At 50.8% G+C, this 25,363-nt stretch carries 24 protein-coding genes; 4 read left to right on the forward strand and 20 right to left on the reverse strand.

All coding sequences use genetic code 11. The features are described from left to right. Window positions 1-600: 600 nt before the first annotated feature. From BZG73_RS11240 to folM, 10 genes are all read right to left on the reverse strand, one after another. Window positions 601-843 carry a type II toxin-antitoxin system ParD family antitoxin gene (locus BZG73_RS11240; protein WP_046075937.1) on the reverse strand — a complete coding sequence of 81 codons (243 nt, stop codon included), beginning with the start codon at window positions 841-843 and terminating at the stop codon, window positions 601-603. Window positions 844-1,006: 163 nt separating this feature from the next. Next, window positions 1,007-1,888, reverse strand: coding sequence for a metal ABC transporter permease (locus BZG73_RS11245; protein ID WP_077668334.1), 882 nt, complete (start codon window positions 1,886-1,888; stop codon window positions 1,007-1,009). Then, window positions 1,885-2,730 carry a metal ABC transporter permease gene (locus tag BZG73_RS11250; protein WP_077668335.1) on the reverse strand — a complete coding sequence of 282 codons (846 nt, stop codon included), beginning with the start codon at window positions 2,728-2,730 and terminating at the stop codon, window positions 1,885-1,887. The genes BZG73_RS11245 and BZG73_RS11250 overlap by 4 nt, the downstream gene beginning before the upstream one ends. Next, window positions 2,727-3,608 (reverse strand): ATP-binding cassette domain-containing protein, encoded by an 882-nt coding sequence (locus tag BZG73_RS11255; protein WP_077579304.1) that lies wholly within the window; start codon window positions 3,606-3,608, stop codon window positions 2,727-2,729. Before BZG73_RS11255 ends, BZG73_RS11250 begins: the two co-directional genes overlap by 4 nt. Then, complete coding sequence (locus BZG73_RS11260; protein WP_077668336.1) at window positions 3,595-4,497, reverse strand: metal ABC transporter substrate-binding protein; 903 nt, start codon at window positions 4,495-4,497, stop codon at window positions 3,595-3,597. The genes BZG73_RS11255 and BZG73_RS11260 overlap by 14 nt, the downstream gene beginning before the upstream one ends. A 172-nt stretch (window positions 4,498-4,669) precedes the next feature. Then, window positions 4,670-5,377 (reverse strand): HAD family hydrolase, encoded by a 708-nt coding sequence (locus BZG73_RS11265; protein WP_158075304.1) that lies wholly within the window; start codon window positions 5,375-5,377, stop codon window positions 4,670-4,672. Window positions 5,378-5,479: 102 nt separating this feature from the next. Next, complete coding sequence (locus BZG73_RS11270; protein ID WP_046075932.1) at window positions 5,480-6,049, reverse strand: YceI family protein; 570 nt, start codon at window positions 6,047-6,049, stop codon at window positions 5,480-5,482. Then, complete coding sequence (locus BZG73_RS11275; protein WP_046075931.1) at window positions 6,046-6,585, reverse strand: cytochrome b; 540 nt, start codon at window positions 6,583-6,585, stop codon at window positions 6,046-6,048. The genes BZG73_RS11270 and BZG73_RS11275 overlap by 4 nt, the downstream gene beginning before the upstream one ends. A gap of 111 nt (window positions 6,586-6,696) precedes the next feature. Further along, complete coding sequence (gene folX / locus BZG73_RS11280) at window positions 6,697-7,062, reverse strand: dihydroneopterin triphosphate 2'-epimerase (protein ID WP_046075930.1); 366 nt, start codon at window positions 7,060-7,062, stop codon at window positions 6,697-6,699. A gap of 21 nt (window positions 7,063-7,083) precedes the next feature. Next, a complete protein-coding gene (gene folM / locus BZG73_RS11285) occupies window positions 7,084-7,782 on the reverse strand; it encodes a dihydromonapterin reductase (RefSeq protein WP_046075929.1) in 699 nt (232 codons plus the stop codon). A 194-nt stretch (window positions 7,783-7,976) separates the two neighbouring features. On the opposite strand from folM, the gene BZG73_RS11290 reads away from it, so the two are divergent. Further along, window positions 7,977-8,573, forward strand: coding sequence for a DNA-3-methyladenine glycosylase I (locus BZG73_RS11290; RefSeq protein WP_077638887.1), 597 nt, complete (start codon window positions 7,977-7,979; stop codon window positions 8,571-8,573). Here BZG73_RS11290 and BZG73_RS11295 read toward each other — a convergent pair. The 3 genes from BZG73_RS11295 to BZG73_RS11305 all read right to left on the reverse strand — a co-directional run bounded on the left by BZG73_RS11295 (window position 8,564) and on the right by BZG73_RS11305 (window position 12,471). After that, complete coding sequence (locus tag BZG73_RS11295; RefSeq protein ID WP_077668338.1) at window positions 8,564-9,046, reverse strand: C40 family peptidase; 483 nt, start codon at window positions 9,044-9,046, stop codon at window positions 8,564-8,566. The genes BZG73_RS11290 and BZG73_RS11295 overlap by 10 nt on opposite strands. Further along, a complete protein-coding gene (locus tag BZG73_RS11300) occupies window positions 9,043-10,272 on the reverse strand; it encodes a GGDEF domain-containing protein (RefSeq protein ID WP_077668339.1) in 1,230 nt (409 codons plus the stop codon). The genes BZG73_RS11295 and BZG73_RS11300 overlap by 4 nt, the downstream gene beginning before the upstream one ends. A gap of 216 nt (window positions 10,273-10,488) precedes the next feature. After that, complete coding sequence (locus BZG73_RS11305) at window positions 10,489-12,471, reverse strand: exoribonuclease II (protein ID WP_077668340.1); 1,983 nt, start codon at window positions 12,469-12,471, stop codon at window positions 10,489-10,491. A 351-nt stretch (window positions 12,472-12,822) separates the two neighbouring features. Between BZG73_RS11305 and BZG73_RS11310 the strand changes: the two genes are divergently transcribed. After that, window positions 12,823-14,625, forward strand: a complete 1,803-nt coding sequence (locus tag BZG73_RS11310) for a DEAD/DEAH box helicase (RefSeq protein WP_046075924.1) — start codon at window positions 12,823-12,825, stop codon at window positions 14,623-14,625. Window positions 14,626-14,860: 235 nt separating this feature from the next. Beyond that, window positions 14,861-16,321 carry a TrkH family potassium uptake protein gene (locus BZG73_RS11315; protein ID WP_077668341.1) on the forward strand — a complete coding sequence of 487 codons (1,461 nt, stop codon included), beginning with the start codon at window positions 14,861-14,863 and terminating at the stop codon, window positions 16,319-16,321. Here BZG73_RS11315 and BZG73_RS11320 read toward each other — a convergent pair whose 3' ends face one another. The 3 genes from BZG73_RS11320 to BZG73_RS11330 form a co-directional block, all read right to left on the reverse strand. Beyond that, window positions 16,322-17,989, reverse strand: a complete 1,668-nt coding sequence (locus tag BZG73_RS11320; protein ID WP_077668342.1) for a pyridoxal phosphate-dependent decarboxylase family protein — start codon at window positions 17,987-17,989, stop codon at window positions 16,322-16,324. Window positions 17,990-18,087: 98 nt separating this feature from the next. After that, on the reverse strand, window positions 18,088-19,998 hold the full coding sequence (locus BZG73_RS11325; protein WP_077666705.1) for a methyl-accepting chemotaxis protein: 1,911 nt from the start codon (window positions 19,996-19,998) through the stop codon (window positions 18,088-18,090). Window positions 19,999-20,501: 503 nt separating this feature from the next. Then, complete coding sequence (locus BZG73_RS11330; protein WP_046075920.1) at window positions 20,502-20,735, reverse strand: DUF3283 family protein; 234 nt, start codon at window positions 20,733-20,735, stop codon at window positions 20,502-20,504. Between the two features lie 194 nt (window positions 20,736-20,929). Here BZG73_RS11330 and BZG73_RS11335 point away from each other — a divergent pair, with 194 nt between their 5' ends. Next, entirely contained in the window at window positions 20,930-21,262 is a 333-nt protein-coding gene (locus BZG73_RS11335) for an XRE family transcriptional regulator (protein ID WP_227986256.1), read from the forward strand. Here the strand turns inward: BZG73_RS11335 and BZG73_RS11340 are convergent. The 4 genes from BZG73_RS11340 to pdsR form a co-directional block, all read right to left on the reverse strand. Continuing rightward, window positions 21,230-21,436, reverse strand: coding sequence for a DUF1289 domain-containing protein (locus tag BZG73_RS11340; RefSeq protein WP_077668343.1), 207 nt, complete (start codon window positions 21,434-21,436; stop codon window positions 21,230-21,232). The genes BZG73_RS11335 and BZG73_RS11340 overlap by 33 nt on opposite strands. A gap of 91 nt (window positions 21,437-21,527) precedes the next feature. Further along, a complete protein-coding gene (locus BZG73_RS11345) occupies window positions 21,528-22,196 on the reverse strand; it encodes a glutathione S-transferase family protein (protein ID WP_046075918.1) in 669 nt (222 codons plus the stop codon). 111 nt (window positions 22,197-22,307) lie between these two features. Beyond that, on the reverse strand, window positions 22,308-24,533 hold the full coding sequence (gene pdsS / locus BZG73_RS11350) for a proteobacterial dedicated sortase system histidine kinase (RefSeq protein WP_077668344.1): 2,226 nt from the start codon (window positions 24,531-24,533) through the stop codon (window positions 22,308-22,310). Then, a complete protein-coding gene (gene pdsR, locus BZG73_RS11355) occupies window positions 24,530-25,228 on the reverse strand; it encodes a proteobacterial dedicated sortase system response regulator (RefSeq protein WP_077668345.1) in 699 nt (232 codons plus the stop codon). The genes pdsS and pdsR overlap by 4 nt, the downstream gene beginning before the upstream one ends. Window positions 25,229-25,363 lie beyond the last annotated feature (135 nt).

Genomic DNA, 25,363 nt, shown 5'->3' on the forward strand with positions numbered 1-25,363 from the left:
ATTTTAAGCCATAAGTGACAACTTAATCATTAAATTGCTAGCCCAGGCGTAGCGCGGATCTTCATGCGTTTTCCCTGAGCTAATTCCTGATCACTATTCATCGTAGTTCCTTGTTCGATTAAACCTTAGGCAGTTAACATTGCATTAGTGCACATGTGCGATCTCCCAAAACCGTTGCACGCACCTTCATTCATCTAACCAACTGAAATAGATAGTATCTATCGCCTCTCATACATATCTCTTTTCTGCGATAGTGCGTACGCCGCCTATTTCTGCCTGGGCGTTCACGTTACCCCAAGCGTTCAGCTGTAACCACATGACTAATCGACGCTTTTAACCACCCTGTGTTTTGCCATGCTACCGCCGGTTAGTTGTCGGCACCTAACACGCCATAGAGTGGGCAGATTTGGGATTAGTCTATCAAGAGCTGTTTTGGTTTTCGTGCGTTATTGTCCAAAGTGTTAGATAAGCCATATTTTGTGAGATGGGTGCAAGAAGTTGGTTAGAACACAAGGAGCGAATTGGGTTGGTGGGGTGAAGTGCGCGATTAGAACGACTTTAGTATGTCCGTTTTGGCGGCGATAGTCAGCGTAAATGGCTTCATTGTGTGTCTTCGGCATCGATTTCGTGGATAAAGCTATCGATGTCATACTCCGCATCGCCACTCTGTTCGCCCTCTACGAGAAGTTGACGTAGTGTATGCAGTTTAGTCTCTTGGTTTTCGAGTAAACGCAGTGCGGCGCGAACGACTTCACTTGTCGAGCTGTAACGCCCTGTTTCGATTTGGCTAGCGATAAAGCCATCGAAGTGTTCACCTAGGGTAATACTTGTATTCTTTGCCATGGTTAGAACTCGTTGATACCAATATATACCTAATTATGGTATTTGGCGTGCGTGAAGGCAAGGTGACGGCCATGGGCGATAAAACCTATGCGACGAGCAATGTGCGCGAGCTCTATCTCGCGCACTGCTGAGGTTGGGATGCGGTTGTGTCCGTCGGTACCGATTAACGTGATTGCGCTGAATGGGTAGTGGCAGAGCGCGTTGCTTTTGTGGTTTGGTGCGTCGGCTGCGGGCGTTGTTGGTTGCGGTGGATTTGATATTGCTGCCACGCGAAGGTCACCACAAAACAGCCGGTGAGTAACAATACAATGGTCGGGCCGGGTGCGCTGTCGAGGTAAAACGACAGAGTGACGCCGCCCACGGCGGTGACTAAAGCAATTGCACAGGCAATCCACAACATGCGGCTAAATTGTTTGCTGAGCATAAAGGCGGTGACGCCCGGTGCAATCAACATCGCCACCACTAAGATGATCCCCACGGCATGTAAGCCTGCAACAATGGTGGCAATCATCACCGAGAGTAAGAGCCAGTGAAGTTTTTGCACTGGGAGCCCGAGCACGCTGGCTTGCGCGGGGTCGAACGATAGCAGCATCAAATCTCGCCCTTTAAGTAGCACGAGCGCAAGCACGACCAAGCCGGTGATGGCGGCGGTGAGCAGCTGTTGGTGGTTAATCCCCAACAGGTTGCCAAATAGAATATGATCAAGGTGCAAATCAGACGGGAACTGGCCTTGCAAAATCAGCCCCAGCGCGAAAAAGCCAGAAAACACAATCCCCAGCAAGGTGTCCTCTTTCACACGGCTATTTTGTTTGAGCCAATGCACACTGGTGGCGCATGCGGAGCCGGCGGCAAAGGCGCCAACAATCAGCGGCAGGCCAAATAAGTTTGCCAACACCAATCCCGGCAGCACCGCGTGAGCCACCGCATCGCCAATTAACGACCAGCCTTTTAATACTAAATAGCAAGAAAGCAGCGCGCAGGGCAGCGCGACCAAGACGGACATCAGCAGTGCATCTTGCATAAAAGTCAGTTGATACGGATTCATTGCAGTGCCTCCTGACGTTTGGCGCGCCGCGCGAGTAAACCGTGTTTAGGGCCAAACACAAAGGCGGCTAGGAAGAATCCCACTTGGGCCAGCACAATCAGTGCGCCGGCGTTAAGGTTGGCGAAATAGCTGATGTACACCCCAAATAGTGAGGTGAGTGTGCCGATGACACCACTCAATACCAACACGGGCCCGAAGCGATCACTCAATAAATAGGCGGTGGCGCCGGGGGCGATCACCAAGCAAATCACCAAAAAGGCACCGACACTTTTAAGTGCCGCCATGGTGCAAGCGCTGAGCAGCGCAAAAAACAGCACCTTGAGCCCCACCACGGGTAAGCCAATGCAGCGGGCGTGGCTTTCATCGAAAAAGGTCAGCATAAAGTCGCGCCATTTCACTGCCAGTACGGTGAGGCTCACCAAGGCTATTATCAGCATTTGCACCGCATCGAGTGGGGCAATGGCGAGCAAATTACCCAGCATAATTTGTTGAATATCGACCGCGACGGGCGAAATCGAGACTAAAAAGAGCCCGAAGGCGAAAAAGCTCGAAAAAATTAAACCGATGATCGCATCTTGTTTGATGTGACTGCGTTGATGCAAAAACAGCATCACGCTCGCGGCCATGCCGCCGGCAACAAAGGCACCGAGCGAAAAGGGCAGGCCTAGCATATAAGCGCCGGCAACGCCCGGTACAATCGCATGGGAGAGGGCATCGCCCATCAGCGACCAGCCTTTGAGCATCAAAAAGGCGGAGAGCAAGCCGCACACGCCGCCAATCAAGGTGGTGACCAGCAATGCTTTTTGCATGTATTGATAGGCGAGGGGATCAAGTAAGCTCATTCGCGCCGCTCCTGCGCGCTTTGTTCGCGCTTGCCATACACCACCAAGGGCCGCTCGTCGTCGGAAATCACCGATAGCTCGCGCGGATCGGCGTCTTGGTGGAGCTGATCGCTGGGCATCACATACTGGCGCAGTTTGCCGCCAAAAATGGCACTGAGGTTCTCGGTAGTAAACACATGTTCGGTGCGTCCGCCTGCCACCACCGCGCGATTGACCAACACGGTGCGATCGCAAAAGTCGGGTACGGTACCGAGGTTATGGGTGGCGATTAAAATGGTTTTGCCTTCGTCTTTGAGCTCGAGCAGCAAACGCATAATTGACTCTTCACTGGTGACATCTACGCCAGTAAAAGGCTCATCCAGTAAAATCAGCGGGCTGTGCTGAGCCAAGGCGCGGGCGAGAAAAACGCGTTTTTTCTGTCCGCCGGACAGTTCGCCAATTTGGCGCTGGCGAAATGCACTCATATCTACCCGGGCTAAGGCCTCATCCACCGCCTGATGATCCGCCGCTTTGGGACGGCGCATAAATGACATCTTGCCGTAGCGGCCCATCATTACTACATCTTCCACTAACACCGGGAACGACCAGTCGATCTCTTCGGATTGAGGGACATAAGCGACCAAGCCTGCTTTTTGCGCTTGCTTAATGGGAGTACCGTTGACCGCAATGCTGCCACTGCCGGGATTCACAAACCCCATAATCGCTTTAAACAAGGTGGATTTGCCGCTGCCATTGGCACCCACCAAGGCAGTGATGGTTTGCGCTGGGAGCGAGAAACTGGCGTGCTCAAGGGCACACAGGCCGTTTCGATAGACGACACGTACCTCGTTGACATCTAACACACTGGGCGTGTCGTCGGTTAAATCATAGTGCGTCATGGCGCAACCCCGCTAGGACGGTTTCTGTGGTCACTGTCAGTAAGGATAGATAGTCAGGCACGGGTCCGTCAGCTTGACTGAGCGAATCGACATATAAAATGCCGCCATAGTGCGCGTCGGTTTCCGCGGCGACCTGTTTGGCGGGCGCATCAGACACGGTACTTTCGGAGAAGACAGCACGCACTTGGTGTTTTCGTACGGTATCAATCAGCGAACGCACTTGTTGCGGTGTGCCCTGACGCTCAGCGTTAATCGGCCATAAATAGGCTTCGTTGAGGTTTAAATCACGCGCCAGATAAGAGAAAGCGCCTTCGCTGCTTACTAGCCAACGCTGGGATTCGGGGACAGCGGATAAGGCATCTTGCGCACGTGCGAACACGGCTTGAATTTGTGCCTTGTAGGCTTTGGCATTGGCTTGGTAGTGCGTTTGATTGGCAGGATCGTACTTAATCAGGGCTTGCTCGATATTATCAACGTATCGCATTGCATCAGAGGGCGACATCCACGCGTGCGGATTGGGTTTGCCGCGATACGGGCCCGAGGCAATCACAATCGGCTCCACTCCCTCAGATAAGATCACATTCGGCACTTTATCGATGTGCTGGAAAAAGCGTTCGAACCAACGCTCTAGGCCTAATCCGTTCCACATCACCACATCCGCACCTTGCGCACGCAGAATATCCCCCGGGGTGGGCTGGTAGTTGTGGATCTCAGCACCGGGTTTAGTAAGTGACACCACCTCGGCATGCTCACCCGCTACGTTAGCGGCCATATCAGCGAGGATGGTAAAGCTGGTCACCACTTTTAACTTGTCCGCGTGTTTTAATTGGTCGGCGTGCGCCAGTGGAGAGAGCAAGAGCGCGACGATAATGATGATGTTCTTCTTCATAAGCCTTTATCTCTTTAACGATGCGTGTGACTACGGCGCGGTGCCGCCAGCCGATCATAAGTTAAAGATAACGGTTATGATAATCATTCTCAAGTAAGTATTATTAAAAAGGACGCCGATAGCGCCCGTGAGAGATTGCATCTGTGTATTTGCACGTAAGGTGCATGACAGATTAATCGCGAATGGTATCGTGTCTCGCCCACTCCATGATGGTCCAATCTTTCTTTTGTGCGTGCAGACTTAGGTGTGGATCGGGGTTCACTGCAAACGCATTATCAACTTGCTCGAGAAGCGGCACATCCCAGTGCGAATCACTGTAGCCGTAGGTGTGACCTACGGTGTCGTGGCGGTCAGAGAGCCATGCCTGCATATAGTCATGCTTACCACGAAAATCACGCACACAATGAGAAATACTGCCCGTATAAACACCGTTAATAGTTTCGAGCTCAATTGCGATCACAGTATCGAGTTTGAGTAATGCGCCAATCGGTCTTGCTAAGTGTGCGGCGGTATTAGAAACCAGCACGCAGTGGTCGCCACGGTTGCGATGCCATTCAATGCGTTCTAACGCTTGCGGTACCACCACTGGGGCGACGAGCCTATCGATAAAGTCCGTGGCCCAATCATCGACCGTTTGGGTTGAGCGGCCTTTGAGTGGGGTAAGCTGAACGTGCATATATTGTTCAAGGTTAATTCGACCCTTTTTAAAGTCGAGATAGGCTTGCTGCTCTTGAGCGACTCGATCACTCGACGCGTGCCCTTGTTGGTATAAATAATCCAGCCACGCTTGTTTGGTATCGGTGGCGATCAGGGTTTCGTCGAGATCAAAAAATGCGATGTTGATAGGTGCAGTCATAGCCAATTGCTGATTGTTTTTCATGCCGTCCATCCTAGACAACAACTATGACGATTGGGTTTCAGTTTGCGACAAAAAAAGCCTCGGACGATCCGAGGCTTAATCATGATATCGACTGAAGGCCGATTACTGACGGATACCTTCTACGTGAAGCTCCATATCAACGTAGGTGGCAGGGCCCATGGTAGGAATACCGAAGTCTTCGAGCTCAAGACGGGTGTTACCCATAAAGCCTGCGCGGTAGTTGCCCCATGGGTCTTCACCGTGGCCAACCAGTTCTGCGTCGATTTCAATCGGCTTAGTTTGACCATGCAAGGTGAGATCGCCTGCAATGGTCATTGAGCCGTCGCCGTTGTCGGTGACCTTGGTGCTTTCAAAGGATGCTTGGCCATACTCGCCCACATCCAAGAAGTCACCGCTACGAATGTGCTTATCACGCTCGGCGTGGTTAGAATCGACACTGGTTGTATCAATAGTGACAGAGACACTGGATGCGCCAATGTTGTCTGGGTCGAATTCAAACTGGCCGTCGAACTGATTAAAGCGACCTTTGATAAAGCTGTAACCTAGGTGTGGCACTTTGAAGTTGACCGAGGCGTGTGCGCCCTTGGTGTCAATCATATAAGTGTCTGCGAGTGCAGGCCCAGATAAGAGTGTCGCGGCGCTCATTCCCATGGCTAACATGAGTTTTTTCATTTCGAGTTTCCTCCGATCATCTTCCGTAACGTATTGTCTTTATCAATAAAGTGGTGTTTAAGTGCCATGACTGCATGGCCAGCGGCCAATACAATCAAGGTAATGGCAACGTAGTAGTGTACATCCCCAGCAATATCTGACTGGTTGGGGAAAAGCTCACCGGCGCTTGGCACGGTAAACCAGGTGAATACATCGATGCCTCGTCCATCTGATGTTGAGATCAGATAACCGGAGACAAACAAAGTGATGAGCAACAGATAGATTGTATGATGCCCAGCCGTTGCCGCTTTACGCTCCCACGCTTTGCCCTCGACAGCAGGCATGGTGTGTGTCGCTTTCCACACGAGCCTAAACAAGGTGGCAAGGGCGAGCAATAACCCAATGGATTTGTGCCAATGCGGCGCCGTCTGATACCAGCTGCTGTAATAACTGAGATCGACCATCCAAAGCCCAACAGCGAAAAGACCAATGATCACAATGGTTGATAGCCAGTGTAGCGTACGCATTATCAGATCGTAGCCCGTTTTCGTTGTCATTGTTGCTGCTCCTATTCACTATGCCAACACAGTATATAGGGTGAATGGTAATTCAGAACCGTTTCCCCTTGAACAAGATGTTCGAATAATTCTAACGAACTCTTGACTGGGTTAGGACTCGTCGGCGGTCCAGCTCAAGCTCAGAGAGACGGAATCAGCGAAGCGAAGTGCGTGAGGCTTATCAATGGTGACTTGCGCATAGCGCACCCAGTGATGGTCACGTGCAATGTCTAGCACGCCTGCCACAAGCTTCTCCAGCAATAAAAAACGGCCATTTTCGACGTAATCGATAATCGCTTTCGTGATCACTTTATAGTTGAGTGCATCATCTACGTTGTCTTCTTCACAGGCTTTGTGGCCGGGATAGTGGATCTCAACATTGATCACTACATCTTGTTTTTTCTCTTGCTCGTCGGGATTAAAACCAATGTAAGTACGCAGGCGCAGGTTGGTTACTTTAATGACAGCGTCGTTCATAATCTTTCCCTGGTCACGAAATTAAATGAGATGGCGTCCGCCATCCAGCTTGATAGATTGGCCGGTCATATGTTGACTGGCGAGAATAAATTCGCAGGCATTCACTACCTCTTGTTCACCCGGTACAGTGCCTAAAATCGATTTACGGCGAGCTTTGTCACGATAGGCGTCATCATCGCCTTCGTTGAACATGATTAGCGCAGGTGAAATGCTGTTTACCTTAATATGTGGCGCAAGCTTTTGCGCGAAGGAGAGCGTCAGGTTTTCTAGCGCCGCTTTGCTGGTTGCGTAGGCGGTATGCTTAGCGCTGCCCTTTTGCGCGACATAGTCGGTAAGGTGAATAATATCGCCCTGCTGCATCCAGCGTGACGCGGCCATGTTAATGAGGTAAGGCGTTTTGGCGTGAATTTGCATCATATTATCGAATAACGTGGCAATATCTTGGCTTTGCGTTTCACTGTCCCACGACGATGCGTTGTGTATTACGGTATCGAAGGTCGGATGCATCGCATCGAGCGACTCGATAAATGCGTACACGCCCTCATCAGAGGAAAAGTCGGCTTGGAGACAGTGTGCGCCGCGTGCACGTAAGTCAGCCACTTGAGGCCGTTCGGTGCGATAAGATAGGGTCACCTGATGACCTTGGTGAAGAAAGTGACAGGCAAGTGCGTAGCCGATACGCTGCCCGGCGCCAGTGATCAAGAGATGCTTTTTTGTCACGCGTTTTCCTTTCTGTTTATGGATGTCATCAACAACAGGGAGTAACGGTTTTATTACGTTTCATGAACTTATCGCGATCAAAGATAGCGTGATATTCGGCGAAACGATAGCTTTTGCAAGGTTAAGCCGCTGATTTCGTGCCACAAGCAACAAAACGGCTGCGCAACGATTGTATGACAAGGGTGAGGGAAAAGATGGACATTTGCCAATGGGCACAACACAGTGAAGCTGAGCGGGCATACCACGATAGCGAGTGGGGTGTGCCGACATTTGATGATCAGCTGATTTTTGAATTCATTTGTTTAGAGGGCGCTCAAGCTGGGTTGAGTTGGCGCCTCATCTTACAAAAGCGTGCGGCTTATCGCGCGGCTTTCTTCGATTTCGACTTTTACCAACTCGCGAACGTGGCCGAACCGAATATCGCTGAGATCATGGCCAACCATGAAATTGTCCGTAATCGTTTGAAGGTGGCCTCTGTATTTACCAATGCCAAGGCGGCGGTGACGCTGGTGGAGGAGTACGGTTCATTGGCTAAAGCCCTTTGGCAGTTTACCGGCGGCGTGCCCATTGTAAACCATCACCAATCGGATGCCGATGTCGCTACCGCGACGGACGAGTCCCGCGCCATGAGCCGTTTTTTGAAAAAGCGCGGCTTTAAATTTGTGGGTGAGACGATTTGTTATTCGCTGATGCAAGCGCTCGGCATGGTCAATGATCATGTCGTCACGTGTCCGCGGTATCAACCCTGTTGCGAATTGGCTGACTCGGTAAAAGCCTCACCTCAGAAATAACGACGGAATTGCCAGAAGCGTGCTTGCCAATAAGGGTTATCTAGTCGTGACACTGTCACGCCCTTTGAGGCGGAAGCATGCATAAAACGCTGTCCGCCCAGAAAGATGCCCACATGGCGAAGGCCGGGGCGAATATGAAAAAACACCAGATCCCCTTGGCGTGCGGATTGATAATCAATGGCATAGCCGGTTTTTGCTTGGCCGTGGGTGGTGCGCGGTAGTGGGGTAGCGAGCGCCGATTGATACACGTGTTGGGTGTAAGCGGAACAATCAATACCTTGCCGCGTGGTGCCTCCCCACCGATAGGGGGTGCCTTGCCACTGACGATAAAGTTGAGTAAGTGCTTGGTCTAGCGCTTGATCGCTAATCGTCCTGTCCGAACTAGGTATATCAGATGTTGTTGCCGCGTCACGCTGCGTGACACAGCCTGCTAACATCAAGGCTAAAAAAGGTATCACTAAAACATGTTTCATACGCTGCCCTTAATGCAGTTGCGCCCTGCTTCTTTGGCTTTGTACAAGGCTTTATCCGCTAACTGCAATACCTCATCGGGCGTGTCGGCTTGTGAGGCATCGGCAAAGCCAATACTGACAGTAATATTAACGGGCTTTTGTTCGCTTGCGCGTCCACGCTTTTGTCGGCCTTGCTTGTCATCATGAGGACGAGATTCATCACGCAGTATCAAAGGGTAGTTGACGATGTCCTCACGTAGGGCGTCGAGAAACGGCAAGCAGTGCTCGGTGGTTTTTCCTTTGAATAGCAGGGTAAATTCTTCACCGCCGTAGCGAAAGGCACTGGCGCCTCCTTCACAATGTGCCATATGTTTRGCAACGAGCTTAAGAACATCATCGCCGGTTTCGTGACCGTATTTATCATTGAATTGCTTAAAGTGATCCACATCCAGCATGGCGAGCGTGTATTGTCTGCCTAGGTGTTTGAGCTCGTCTTCAAGTGCGCGACGCCCCGCAATTTCGGTAAGCCCATCGATGAATGCCAGTTGGTGGCTTAGCGAGACTTGGTTGGCAATTAATAACACGCCGGCCAATGAAAATATCAACGAAGAAATGAAAGGCACATTAAAAAACACCAAGGTCGTGACACCGCATAATACACTGACGAAGGCGGCATGATCTTCAATGCTATTTTTGCGCAACAGTCGAATGGTGCTGACACAGACCAAAATCGAGAGCAACACGATCAGCAGCAGCGGCATGGGACTAACGGCGGTCACTCTGACTAATACCGGATGCTGATGGAGATAGGTGGAGAGTTCACCGAATTGCTGCACCAAAAGGCCGCACCAACCAATTTCCATACCAATCGCGAGGAAAAAGAACAGACCAAACCGAGAGGTGAGTTTTTGATCGCGCACGATGATCATATACAGCAAGTTAATCGGAAGGGCGACGGTGAGCAGCAAGTACTCCATGTAGGTTGTGCCGTGATTGAGTGGCGATTGCAGCCGCGTGAGGATCACTGTGTATCCCACCAATAAGATCACGACCATCATACCGACGCGGGCGCTTTTGAATAAGTGGCTTAAAAGTAGTGCGGTGAATAACAGAAAATACGGCGCTGCGTAAATTAAGTTGTAATAGGGGGCTAGCGCAGCAATCAAGGGTTGATAGCTCGCGGCAAGCAGCAGCAGTAAAACAATGGGCGTCCCCATACGGACCACGGATGAACGCAAAAATCCCATGAAACCTCTTATTGGGTTGAGGTAACACCATTAACTTACCACGGATCGCTTGTTAGGGGATGGCCTGACGCTCAGAATGTGATAACAGCAATGGTCTAGCGAGTCTCTTTAATTTAATGATTAGATTATCATTCTGGGGGCAAAAAGAAAGCCAAGCGATGGCTTGGCTTTCTGCTGACGTTTCGCATGATGTGCGTGGTTAGAGCGAGAACACGTTTATTCGCTCTGTGACGCCTCAGGCAGGGTAAATACCTGGGTCGGCTTGGCCACAATCGAGCGCGTTGTCTCTTTAATATCGGCAATCACCACTTCTAGGCTATCACCGAGCTTGAACTCAACGTTATCGTCGATAGTGACTGTGCCTGTTTCTTTATCGCAGGCAATCCGGCTTTTGTTATCGATGATCAGCGACGATGGAATAAAGGCAGGCGCGCCGTTTTCCAGCAAGCGTACACGCATTCCGGCCCGGTTGATGTCAAAAATCTCAGCGGTATAGCGGGTTTGCGCTTCAACTTCTGGCTTGAGCAAGCGGGTGTATAGCCAGTCAGCGACATCACGCTCAGCCATACGGTGATGTTTACGGTGGCCGGCAAGCTCTTCACCCACGGTATCGGCAGGGGCATTGGCCTCTGTTTCGCCGCGAATAATCGCTTTGAGCAAACGGTGGTTAATCATATCGCCGTATTTACGGATAGGTGATGTCCACGTGGCGTAGACATCTAGGCCCATCGCGTAGTGTGGCGCTGGCTCATGGCCAATCTCGCTGTATGCTTGGAAACGGCGTAAGCGATTATCGAGATAGGTGGTATCTAGGCTGTTTAGCCAGCGACGGAGCGCACTGAAGCCTTCGACGGTGGCTAGGCTTTCGCTGTCCGCCTCGCCGTCATGCGCTTTTACTAGCTCGACCACGTCGTCGAGTTTTTCACTGTTAAAGCCGGCGTGTGTGTTAAAGATACCAAACCCGAATGCGTCACGAAGCTTTCGACCCGCGCAGATGTTGGCGCTGATCATTGACTCTTCCACGATACGGTTAGCGATACGACGCTGATCGGTGTGGATAGCAATCACATCGTTATCTTCGCTGAGTTCAAAGCGGTAGTCAGGACGGTCGGGGAAGGTGACGGCATGCGTCTCACGCCACTGAATACGGGCTAGCGCAAATTGATGTAATTGATGGATTTGATCCGCAATGTCGCTGCTCTCTGGCTGCCACTGCGCTTGTTCACCGAGTTCGATGTAATCAGAGACTTTATCGTAAGCAAGCTGACCGTGTGACTGGATCCAAGCGGAGAAGAATTCAGCATCGTCGGCAATGGTGCCATCAGCATCGATATTAAAGGTGCAGCATAGTGCTGGGCGCTTTTCGTTTGCACGCAGTGAACATAAGTCATCACTAAGATCACGAGGCAGCATTGGGATGTTGCGCCCAGGCAAGTAAATAGTGAACCCACGGTCACGAGCGACTTGATCAAGCGCGTCATCGGCATCGATGTATGCTGTTGGATCGGCGATAGCCACTGTCATGGTGAAGCCACCTTGCGGGTTAGCTTTTACATACAGAGCATCATCCATGTCTTTGGTGGATTCGCTGTCGATGGTCACAAACGGTAAATCAGTCAGGTCGCGACGCTCTAGCCCTTGCTCCAACAATGGCCATGCATCTTTTGGCGCTGGTTCTTGGTTGGGCAAGTTGTGTTTGGCCAGCGTGACCCACCAAGGGGCAATTTTATCGTCCGCATCGGTGATTTTTTCACTGACCTGGCACATAAAGTTGTCATCGCCTTTCAGTGGGTGGCGTATGAGGGACGCCACGACCCAGTCACCTTCTTTCAAGTTGTCTTGCGACAAGCCACGCTGCGTTTTAGCGCGCAGAGCGTCTTTCATTTGCGGGTGATCGGGGACGACGTTTAAGCGGTTACGGATCCACTGCACACGGCCAATAAAGCGATCTAAGCTGGCTTCTACCAGCGTATCCGGCTCAGCCACTTCGCGGTCTTTTTCGGTGCGAACAAAGGCTTCTACACGATCACCGTGAAGCACTTTCTTCATATAAGGAGGCGGAATGAAAAGGCTGGTTTTGTCATCAACTTCGAGGAAGCCGAAGCCTTTTTCGGTGGCTTTTACCTGGCCTTCTTTTTTGGGCAAGGTTTCTTGGATCTGTTGCTTTAGCTGTGCTAGCAGGGGATTGTCTTGAAACATAACTCGGGTCTCGATAAACGGATCGCCACACTATACGGATTCACTGTTTCAAAACCAACCCGTGGCACTAAAATCCTGTGACCTGACTTAAATGCATGGAAAGTGCGGGGAATACCTACGGATTTCGATGCCTCTGTGAACAAATAGCTATAAACCTGCCCACACGCCGCAAATTTTGTGAACTTGTTCAACTTTTTCTGGCTTTTTTGGTGTAAATAGCGCAGAATGCACATCCTTAATGACCGAGGCCCATGGCGCTGGTGACTGTCACTGCATGAAAGACAGTGTTGCATGGTTGAGCAGAACGCTTGAGGGGCCCCGTTTCGCTACACTCTATAGATTGGGATCCCAATGCAAGAATCTGTAACCAAATTTCGCCAGTTAGATCTGGCCGACACCCTTTTGTCTGCGCTTGACTCAATGGGCTTTGAAACACCGACACCAATTCAAGCCGCTTCCATCCCTGTCCTTCTTGAAGGCCGTGACGCACTTGGTAAAGCACAAACCGGTACAGGTAAAACCGCTGCATTTTCGCTGCCACTGCTGAATAAAGTCGATCTAAGCCAGCGTAAACCACAAGCTATCATTATGGCTCCGACGCGTGAGCTTGCTATCCAAGTCGCGGCGGAAATGAAGACGCTGGCACAGAACATTAAAGGCCTCAAAGTGCTTGAGATCTATGGTGGTGCATCGATTGTTGACCAAATGAAAGCGCTAAAAAGCGGCGCGCACATCGTGGTGGGCACACCAGGGCGTGTGAAAGATTTGATCAACCGCGATCGCTTGAAGCTTGACGAAGTCCATACCTTTATCCTCGACGAAGCGGATGAAATGCTCAAAATGGGCTTTGTGGACGATGTTACCTGGATCATGGAGCAAGCGCCTGAGAGTGCACAGCGTATCCTGTTCTCGGCAACCATGCCTCCTATCGTTAAACAAATTGTTGACCGCTTCTTGCGTGAACCGGCGCGTGTTGATGTGGCGGGAAGTAATCGCACCGTTGAAAAAGTTGAGCAGCAGTTCTGGGTGGTTAAAGGCGTTGAAAAAGACGAAGCCATGAGCCGTCTGCTAGAAACGCAAGATACCGACGCTTCAATCGTGTTTGTGCGTACCCGTCAAGATACTGAGCGCCTTGCCGACTGGTTATCAGCGCGTGGTTTTAAAGCCGCGGCATTGCATGGGGACATCCCACAGTCACTGCGTGAGCGCACGGTTGATCACTTAAAGCGTGGTGTGATTGATATTTTGGTCGCGACCGACGTCGTGGCACGTGGCCTTGATGTGCCGCGTATCACTCACGTGTTTAACTACGACATTCCGTTTGATGCCGAATCGTATATTCACCGTATTGGTCGTACGGGGCGTGCAGGCCGTGCCGGTAAAGCGATTCTGTTGGTGCGTCCTAACCAAATGCGCATGCTACGCACGGTTGAGCGTGTCACGCAGACTAAAATGGAAGAAATTCAGCTTCCAAACCGCGATAAAGTGGCGGAAGCGCGTGTCGCTCAGCTAGCGGGCGAGTTGGCTGAGAAGAAAGATGGCGATGCCATGGCACCTTTCGTTGAGCTGATTGAGCAACTGCAAAACGATATTGACGTGGATGCAACCACTTTGGCGGCGATGTTGCTGCAACGCCAGCAAGGCAAGCGTCCATTGTTCTACAAAGGCCCAGACCCGATGATTGCAGCGATGGAGCGTGAGAAACAACGCCGTGAACGTCGTCGTGACGATCGTCAAAATGGTACTGACCGTCGTGATACTAACCCGGCTGATTGGGATACGTATCAGTTGGACGTGGGTCGTGAGCAAGGTGTACAAGTTAAAGATATCGTCGGCGCAATTGCCAATGAGCTTGGCTTAAACAAGCAAAACATTGGCGCGATTAAACTGGCACCGGCACACACGTTTGTACAGCTGCCTAAAACCATGCCGAAAGACGTGTTTGCACAATTGCAAAAACTGCGTATTCGTCAAAAAGAGACCAATGCACAGCGTGTTGAAGGTCAAATCATGCGCGAGCGTCGCGGTGGTGACCGCAATGGCGGTGGTCGTGGCCGCAATGAACGTGGCCGTGGCGAACGTCGTTTCAACCGTGACCGCGGCAACGAGCGTCGTGGTGGCCCTGCGCGCGGCGAACGTCGTCAAGCACAGTAAAAGTAGGAAGCCGGGCAATGATGCCCGGCTTTTTTATAACGTGTCTGCGATGTAATGCCTTGTATGCAGGGTATTAACGACGTAGATATGAGGTCTTTAATCCACCATGACATTCTGGAACAAGACCGATATAGTTAAGCGGTGAGGTGATAAGCGTCACGCCACTGTTTGTCGCTACGCGTGGTGGCGATGGATCGATAAACCACGAGCGTGTTAATGATGAGTTGCCTCTGTCATGATTAACTTTAAAAATACCCTGCGTCTTCTGGGCATGCCTATTTTATGGATGGGTGTTGTCCAATTTGTTTTTGGACTTTTATCGCTTTTTATTTTCCGCGATGGTGTCTCAACCGATTTCTTTTACCCTTCCTTGCTAATGATGATTTCATCATTGGTCATCTCGTGGCTTTTTCGGCAAAGCAAACTCAATCAGGTCACTTTTCGCGATGCTCTACTATTTTCGACGCTGACCTGGATACTGGTGGGGTTGCTTGGCGGTATTCCGATCGAGTTGGTCACTGGGGTCAATTTTACCGATGCCACCTTTGAGTCGATCAGTGCCTTGAGTACGGCGGGTGCCACCATTTTGAGTGGCCTGGACAATATGCCTGCTTCGTTCTTGCTCTACCGCCAGTTTTTACAATGGATGGGGGGCCTTGGCGTGGTGATCTTCGTGGTTGCGGTATTGCCGATGCTCAATGTGGGTGGCATGCGGCTATTAAAAGCGGAAACACCTGGACCAATCAAAGACGAAAAACTCTCCCCCCGCATTTCAAAAACAGCCCACTATTTGTGGGGAGTATATGTGGTGATCACCATCGCATGTGCGCTGGCCTATTATGTGGCCGGGATGAGCGCGTACGATGCGATTGCACATAGCTTTTCTACCGTCTCAACGGGGGGATTCTCCACCCACGATGCCAGCATGTGGCACTTTCAAAGCCATCTTATCTTAATGATTTCTAATGTCTTTATGCTGTTGGGGGCGATCAACTTTGGTTTGCATTTTCGCATTTTTCGTATCGGTTGGCGCGGTTTAAAACTTTATATCGATGATGAAGAGTCACGCGTGTTTTTGATTGTGGTGGCCTGCTTATCTCTGGTACTGGGCTTTTACCTTTATGGTGAAGCCCGTTACGAATCGCTCTGGATGTCACTTAGCTTTGCAGCGTTTCATGTGGTTTCATTCATTACCAGTACAGGGTTTGGAGCAGCGGATCTAAGCTCGTGGCCAGCGGCAACCGCCTTATTCCTGGTGTTTTGTGCCTATCTTGGCGGGTGCTCAGGCTCAACGGCGGGCGGCAATAAAATTATTCGCGATATTGTTACCTTTAAAATCATTCGTCGCCAATTGCATCAATTGGTACACCCCTCCGCGATCATCCCCATCCGTTATCAAGATAAGGTGGTCTCGAACGATGTGACCCAAGCGGTAATGGCGTTTATGTCGCTAGCAGCGCTGACCACAGGTGTGTTTACCCTATTGATGATGATGACAGGGCTTGATTTCTGGTCCGCATTTACCGCCGTAGTCGCTTGTATCAATGTGCTTGGGCCAGGGTTTGGTGAAGTCGGGAGTAACTTCCAGCCTGTGACAGACACAGGGATCTGGATCCTAAACATTGCCATGATCCTCGGTCGTTTGGAGTACTTCACCGTGCTGGCGTTGTTTATGCCGCACTTTTGGCGTTGGTAACTAAACCAATTGCTCTGCGTGCTCGGGGCATAGTGAAGCCACAAACTCATCAATGTGTGTGTAGCGCGTGTAAGGGTTTAAAAATACCGCTTTTTCACCAGGAATAAATAGGCATTGGCCATTGGGGTCAAACTCCGTGTGTGCAATGGACTCGACCCAGTTGGTTTGCAGCGTTTTACCTTGACGCTCGAGAAAGTGCTGACGGTGAAACAGGCTATGTTGGGTAATGCTGTCAATGCGCGCCCCGACTTGATGCAAGGTTTGTTCTTGCTGGAACATGACATTTACATCCAGTGTAGGGGAAGGTTGATAGAGGCGAAATGCCACCGTAGGGCCCAGGTTATCACCAGCAACGATCTTGCAATGGGGGAGGGCGTCTAGGTGGGCTTTTAAATACTCGGCATTTTGCAGGCTGTGCGCAATCATGGTCTGATAACCACGTTTGCCCAACATATTGAGGGCGCAATAACTCCCATAGGCGCCTGCTGCACCGCGCGAGCACTCTATTGTTGACTGCAAATGCGTTTGCTGCGTTTTGCTGGTTTCAAAATAAGAAAAGTAATGCGGATCTTGCTTAAGGTGTTCCATGTCCGTTTTCTGTTTGAACATCACCAAGCTGGCGGTATAGGGTACAAACCCCCACTTTTGAAAATCGATAGTGATGGAGTCGGCAAAGCGTAGCCCGCGAATACGGGGTATTAATGCTTGCAGTTTATCCCGTGTCGCCACGTTGATCCCTATCGGGTTGGCGGCAAAATCATAGTCGTTGAACATCACTAATGGCCAGCCCACGGCCGCATCGACGTGAATGTGTGGCCTAACCGGCGTGTTGAAACGCTCACAGGCGCGTGTTGTGATTTGATAGACGCGTTCAATGTCGTCAATGGCGAACGTGTCTGTGGTACCAAAGGTCAGCAAGATGGTGGGCACTGGCATCTTTTCTGCTAAACAATGATTGAGCGAATAGGCAAAGTCATCCAAGTCAAGCCGGTTGTTGGCATCCACTTTAATACGCAGGACTTGGTTGGGGATATCTGTGCCCAGTAAGCCGAGGTTGGTCATATTGGAATAATGGCCAGCCAGCGAGTTAATCATGCGGAAGTCTTGTCCTTGGAACCCCCGCTGGCCTGATAGCGGGAACTGCTTTCTTAGCCCCATTAAATAGCCGTATAAGTTGCCGAACGTCCCGCCTTGGGTAAAGATCCCGGTTGCTTGGTCAGGATCATAGCCAATTAAGTTTGCGACTTGACGTACGAGTGTTTTTTCTAGTTCAACTGACATCCCCGCGTATTCGCTATACACCAAGTTGGGGTTAGCCATCGTCGCCAGTAATGCCCCATGTATCGCGGGATCACACGGCGCCGTGATCACGTTTTCCACGGCACGGGGCGATGTCCAATCTTTGGAGTAAGTGGCGGCTTGCAGTGCCAGGTTAGGCAGTGTCTTGGCGCTAATATCACTTTGTTCGGGAACATGCGTTTGTTGACTAAATGGATGCGCAGCGTCGGCCACCGCAGGATGCATGCCGTTCTCCAACCAATGAGCCAGTTCTGGCGTCCGATAGACGGGCCAACGGTCAGGGTCTCGATTGAAAAAGTGCTGACGAATGGTTTGGTATTGTTGTGTAAACGTCGCGGTTAAGGCGTGTGTTGGTAAGGAACAAGACATAAAAACAATCCTCCCCAATGGGGATCAGGCAGCGTCTCGCTGCCTGATTCAGTGAACGTCAGCCATACTCACTCGCGTCGCGGTCTGGCCTTGGCGATTTACTGCAATTTAAAGTTATGCACCATGCGATCCAGCTCCTCATTTGAATGTGTGAGGGATTGAGTGGCCGCCGTGGTTTGATTGCCACTGTCTACCAGCTTGTTCACCATATCGCGAATCGACAGCATGTTTTTACTGAGCTCTTCAGCGACAGAGCTTTGCTGTTCAGTCGCTGTCGCAATTTGGGTGCTCACATCGTCGATTTCGGTGACAGACGAACTCATGATGGTCAAGCTGTTAGACACTTCCGAGGTTTTGTCTGCGGTGGTCTGACACTGTTCTTTGGTTTTCTCCATGGCCTCGACCACACTCGAAGTGCCATCGAGTAACGCGGTAAGCATTTCGGAAATTTCCGTGGTGCTGCTTTGTGTGCGAGCGGCTAACGCACGCACTTCATCGGCGACGACCGCAAAGCCTCGTCCTTGTTCGCCAGCGCGCGCTGCTTCAATGGCGGCATTCAATGCCAGCAAATTAGTTTGTTCAGAAATTTCGCCAATCACTGTCAGCACGTCACTAATTCGATTCGCATCTTTGTTCATGCTAGTGATCCGTCCCGACATTTCTTCCACCTCATCCACTAAGGCACTGACCGTGATCACCGCATTGTCGACCACTTTAAGTGATTGACTTGCCTCCTTACTTGCCGAGGCAGTGATACTGTTCGATTGGGAAACATTTTCTGCAATGTTTCTCGCGCTTTCGCTCATTTGAGTGATGGCAGTAACCACTTGCTCGGTTTCAGCTGAGTGAGCATCCAGTACGGACTCATTTTCGCTAGTGGTTTGCGAAAGCTGGCTAATATTGGCTGAAATGGCTTGGCTGGACTCGGCGACGCTCAACATCATGCCTTGTAGATTTTCGACAAAGCGGTTGAAGCCGTCACTGATTTGCGCCAAATCATCATTGCCGTTCACATCGAGACGAGCGGTAAGATCCCCTTCGCCACGTGACAGATCCAGCACCGCTTCTTTGAGTTTGAGTAAGGGGCGATATGAAAATTGAATAATCGCATAAATCGCGCCAAGACTGACGATGAGCAGTATCACGCCTGTTCCGACAGAATCGATTTGTGCATCGCGAACCCCCGCCAGGGCGGTTTTTTGGTCAACAAAGACCATCAGGGTCCAATACCTGTCTTCGGTTAAGTTGACTCGCTGGAAATAGCCATCAAATTGAATGCCTAAATAGGGGAAAGTAAGATGACCTTGCTCGCTACTGCGGAACATGCTTTCCATCTGTGCAAAGTTCGCGCTTACCTGTGAGGGGGTCTTGCCGATATCATTAGGATCATCACTCGCGAAAAACACGGCGTTTTGATCCGCCAGTGTAGCCGCGCCCCCTGCAAAGCGCATGTCACTGACTTGAGTGATGACATCTTCTAACGGAATATCACCGAGGAGTGCCCCGATAAACTGGCCGTTTTCAAACACAGGCGCAACGGCACTGATCACTTTTCCACCGGTGACCTTGTCCGTGTATATGTTTGTCAAGTGAATGGACTGGTCGGATTTAACCGTGCGATACCAATCTCGATTGCGGAAGTTATATTCGCTGGTGGTCACGCCATTGCCATTGTGGTTTGACATGTACGAATCGCCGCTTTCATAAGTCATGATGACATTAGCAATACCGGCGGTATCTGCCAGCATTCGCACTTGCGCCACATTTTCCTGACCGGTGAGATCGGTTGAGAAGTGGCCGGCACCTTGCTCTACCGCAGTGAGCTGAGACTGCACCAGCTGCTCTAACTCGATGACATGATGATCGAGTTTATTTTGAGTTTGGGTGACCAAGGCTTCAACCATTCTGTCACGCAGCGACAGTGCGTTAATTGAGCCGAGGATCACGAGTGAGAGTGTGACGAGCAGTCCTACCCCCCAAATAATGCGAGATTTAAACCCTAAGGTCATAGCGATTACCCCTTACTGAGCGCGAGTTTGCCTGTCTAAAAAGTAAGGGTGCTTCCTGTGCTTGATGAGCGTGTTCTGTCCGCTTTTTTGTGCGGATTATTGTGTTGCCCACCAAGGAGTCACCCAGCCAACGTTTATTAGAAATTAGTTTATATGGCGTCTATCTGCCAAATAAGAAAGACTTCCTGATAAGAATAACAATAGGGCGAGTGTTCATTTTTTGCTAGGTGAGGGGGTGAAAAATGTATGACATTTTAGCGCGCTTTTAATGAAGGTATTGTTAGAAAAAAAAGACAGGCGTTCGGGTTTTAAACGCGCGTGTAAGATGTTTACTGACCTAAGCGCCTTATTTTAAGCATTTATCCGCAGCAAGTGAGATAAAACCAAACAGTGGCACGGCGTTGAGACGCCTGAAGGGATGGCGCGATGTGCTCGGCGATAAAAACCGTGTGGCGTACGCTGACTGACAGGTTCCAGCACCAGTGTGAGGTGCTGGTGAAACCTTATTCGGAAGGAGGAGCCTCAGGGATGATAAAAGCGTCAGGTTGCGCACGGTATTTTTCTACACTGGCGAGATAAACCTCGCGTTGCCAGTCGACTAAGGCGCTGGCTTCTTGCTGGTAAAGGCTTTGTGGGGCTTGGTTATTGACTACCTTCCATACGGCGTAGGCAGCTTGTTTATCGAGTTCAATTTTTTGTTTCTCGTCGGCAGGTAGATTCGCCAAGTTGACGTCCATAGCACATCTCTTATCTGATCAGGGCTCTCGGATCCTAACCGAGCCGCACGATTCCAGCAAGATTTACTCGCCGTTTACCCCGTGCTGACATTATAGGTAACAGGATTGCTAAGCTGGATGCTTTTAAATGATAGCCAGTGGAAACCGTGATGACCTTTAATGACCAAGACAGACAGGCTTTGTACGAAACATGGATGTCTTATAAAGCTAAAGCTCGGATTACCCAGATAGAAATGGCAAAAAAGCTTGAGATCAGTCACCTTAGCTTCTCTCGGTGCATTCATGGTGACGCCGTGCTCGATAGTCGGTTTGTGTTTGCGTTTTGCCAAGCTATGGGGGTGGAGCCGAACAAGGTCATACCGAGCTTGCGCGATCGTGAACAGGTTGATCAAGACGTGCTCGTCACCAGTAAAGTGATTGTCGATGGGGCGATTGAAGCCGTGCATTATGAAGGAAGCACGGTGATCATTGAGTATCGTAAGCCGCTTGCGCCTTCAGCCAGTGCGGCGCTTGAACGGGTTTCGTGACCGATAAGAGGGAACGACAGAGGTAGGATCGGGCCGTTTGGGGAGTTGCGCCATAATGGATTCGCGCTCATCGTCGGTCATTTTTCCCCAGCGGACAATTTCATCAAGTGTACGTTTGCAGCCGACGCAAATATCGTCTTCACGTCGACAATGACCAATGCAAGGTGTTAACACGCGAGCTCCTCAACACAAATAAATGACAGACAGGCCGCGGGATACGCTGCCTGTCTGGTACCTAAGATCACGATCTAGTATAGCGATTTTGCTATCGCGTCACCATGCCACGTACTTGTTCGGCACGTTCGTCGTCCGTTGCCTCGTTGGGCGCGGGGGTGAGTAAGGCTTTTTGACAAGCAGGGCGCGCGGCAAGTTTATCGAGCCACGCGCTGAGTGCGTCTAATCCGCTGACATCAACGCCACTCCATTCGTGAATCCTTGCCCATGGCCAGGTCGCCATATCGGCAATGGTATAGCTATCCCCTGCCAAGTAAGGATGCTGTTGCAGTTGCTTATCCACCACTTCAAGCAGGCGGCGGCCTTCTTTTTGATAGCGCTCAATGGCGGCGGGGATTTTTTCAGGAAAATAACGATAGAAGACATTGGCTTGCCCCATCATTGGCCCTACGCCCCCCATTTGAAACATCAGCCACTGAATGGCTTGTGAGCGTGCCTTGGGCTCGCTGGGTAAGAATTGCCCCGTTTTTTCTGCGAGATAGAGTAAAATCGCCCCGGACTCAAACACCGGAAAGTCGCCATTGGCTTTATCGACAATCGCGGGAATGCGACCGTTGGGGTTGATGGCTAAGAAGTCAGGCTGTTTTTGCTCATTTGCCATCAAATCAACGCTGTGTAGTTGATAATCCAGCCCCATCTCTTCTAGTGCAATCGCAACTTTTTGGCCGTTGGGTGTCGCGGCAGAATAAAATTCAATCATATTGGCTCCTTGCTCGGGGCGTCACGCTATGTGTGACCCCATGAAAAGTGCGGGCCCTTATCAGTGTCGGGCACTATTAGTCAGTATTGGGGCCAATAGGGTTGAGATCAATCAGTGTGTCATTAACTGTGTATTGGGCCAAATAAGTGACAGTGTCACTCCATCTTTTTGTGGCCGGTTGTCAGCGACAAGATCGGCTTGATGAAAGTCAGCGATCAACCGTGCGATATACAGTCCTAAGCCAAGGTGCGGTTTATCCGCGCCGTGACCTTCAGGGCGGACACTGACCATAGAGTTAAACAATTGCTCGCGCATATGCTCGGGAAGCAATGGGCCGCTATTGCTGACGGTCATCGCGACCTGATGCGCATTTTGTGACAGCGATAAGGCGATGGGGGTGGCGCCGTTGTCAAACTCCACCGCATTGGCGATAAGCTTGTCGAGTAATTGTGCCAGATAATCAGGGACACCTAACACGTTTACCGTGTGGTGGGGAAGGCTTAAGGTAAAGGTCTTATCTGGATAAGCGAATTGGTAGCCTTGGGTACAGCCTTCAAGTAGGGCATTGAGATCCACCATCTCTTTATCGGCGTTATCAAAGCTCTGTTCTAGGCGTGTGGCCTCGGTTAACGTTGATAAAATGCCCGCTAAGCGGTGAACACCGTCCTGCGCGCGGTTAATATAGGTCAGTTGCTCGGGGTTTTCCTGGGTGTAGGCCATGTTCTCGAGCGAGGAGCGCACCACGGCAATCGGTGTGCGTAGCTCGTGGGATAACCGTGAGCTCATGGCCTCCAAGTAGTGATTATACCCAGCAATTCGGCTGACCATATCGGCCATGGTGCGTGATAGTCGACCAATTTCATCATGGCTATGTGTGGTGGTGATATGCCCGGTAACCCGGCCTTGGCTATCGATTGCATGATCGGCCTCGTGCTGGAGGCGACGTAAACGCTTAGCGATATGCGATCCAAATAAGAGCAGTAAAAGCACGCCGGTACATATAACCGCCAGCATGACTGAAAACAGGGTTTCTAACGCTTCATTACGTAAGCTGCGAATGCCATTGGTCGTCTCTTCGACGATCACCGCACCGGCGACACGGTCGTCAAGCCAGATGGGATAAGCGGCCGATAAAATCATTGCTTGATTGTCGTCTGAGCTGCGCCAGCCTGCGTAAGGCCGCCCCTGTAATGCTTGCTGTGCTTGCACCCCTTGGTAGATGGATGCTTGTTGCATGGCGTCGACAAAGTGATCGGGTGGCGTCACGAGCAAGCGGTCATACCAGGGGCGCAGTAGTGTGTCGGTTATCCAGGGGATCAACCCCTCTGGTTGGTCTGAAGGCGACTGAGGCTGCCAAACGCCATTGGAGGTTTGAATATCGCCGTCTTTGGCGAGCACGCGACTGTGTTTGTCGACTACCCAAACCCGCGAGGCGTCGTTATTCATTCGCTCAATCAAAGATTGGATAGCCGCAGAGGGCATCATAAAGCTGCCTAATGAGGTGGGAGCGCGCGTTGAAGCACTGCCAATAATGGCGTTGAGTGGCCGCTCGAAACCATTGCCGCGATCATAGTAGGCGAGAGCCAGCTGCTGGCCGACCCAATTTGCCGGGAGTTTCACCTCAATGCTGTAACCCTTGTCTGTCGGTTGCCATTTTGCAGCAATAGGTAGGGGCTGAGCCGGGCCTTCTGTCGAGGTCTTGTCAGCTAACGTGGGTAGTCCACTGGTCAGGTGACGGATGTGAGCATTATTGCTGTTACTGTCTTGGCTGAGCGCAACACGATAAAAGGCACCTTGGGGGGAAGTGAGCGCCAAGATCATGTGATCTTGGCTGGTGATATCGCCGGTACGCTGTGCTGGGGTAGGACTGGCATCGGTCACTGTGATGCCAAAGTATACGGCATCTCCATTACTCCCAGTGAGCACAGATAACGCCAATTGATCGCTGTGGTAGGGACCTTGGTTAAAAATAAGCCCATCACGCTGATAGTGGCGTTGATGGTGGCGGTCGCGCTGCCAGTCGCCTAAGTCACCGTCCAAGGTGATTGGATGATTGAGGCGAAACGCGTGCAGATCTTTTCCTGGGTCGAGTTGAGAGGGGATGTCTCGATAGGAAAACAAGCTGGGCCTGTCGTTCATCCCCATGGCGAAAGCGCGCGCGGTACCCATCAAAGTCTGTTCTTGTCCCTGTCGTAAGACGTTTTCCATCTCCYACACATATTGATAACCCAAGTAGGGCAATAGGAGCAAAAAGCTCGATAGCACCACAATCTTGGTACGGATACCCGCGATGTGTTGCCATAAATGCCGGGCAAGCAAGTGTAACTTCGCGATCATTTGGGTACCTCATCCCAACGGTAGCCCATGCCATAAACGGTACTGATGCAATCAAACTGTTCATCAACGACCATGAATTTCTTACGAATTCGTTTAATGTGTGAGGTAATGGTGCTGTCATCCACCACAGCATGTGCTTCATCCATGAGTGCTTGACGACTTTTAACATGCCCGGGTCGTTTGACGAGGGCGTGCACCATCCAAAATTCGGTCACGGTGAGATCAATCAGTTGGTTATGCCAATAGACCTGCATACGATCAAGATCGAGGTAAAGAGGACCACATTGGAGACGCTTATCTTCTTTTGAGGGGGTTTGTGCCAAAAGATCAGAGCGCCGGAATAATGCGGCGATACGTGCCATGAGGTGTGGGAGGGAAACATCTTTAGTGAGATAGTCATCCGCGCCCATCCGCAAACCAACCACGGTATCAATATCACTGTCGCGGGCGGTGAGGAATATAATTGGCACCGTCGCCGACACGGCGCGGAGGGATTGGCAAAGAGCAAAACCACCATCGATTTCACTGCCTAAGCCAATATCAATGATTGCTAGATCGGGCAATTGCCGCTCAAAGGCCGCTTGCGCGCTGGGCCGGTCTTGGTAGGTATGGACTTGGTAACCCTGGCGGCGGATAACATCGGCGTAGTTTTCTCGGATCGCCGCTTCATCTTCCACTATCGCGATGTGTTTCATAACTCTGTCTTCTTACTTGCGTTGTGATGACTATACCCAAACTGTGTGCAGAGAAAACCCTCTTCGCGTATGAAACGTAAATTGCCATTTTTTTGCCACTATTGATCGCCAGATTGCCATTTTTACTCCCGCAAA

This window comes from Salinivibrio siamensis, assembly GCF_001996005.1.
Taxonomy (GTDB): Bacteria; Pseudomonadota; Gammaproteobacteria; order Enterobacterales; family Vibrionaceae; genus Salinivibrio; species Salinivibrio siamensis.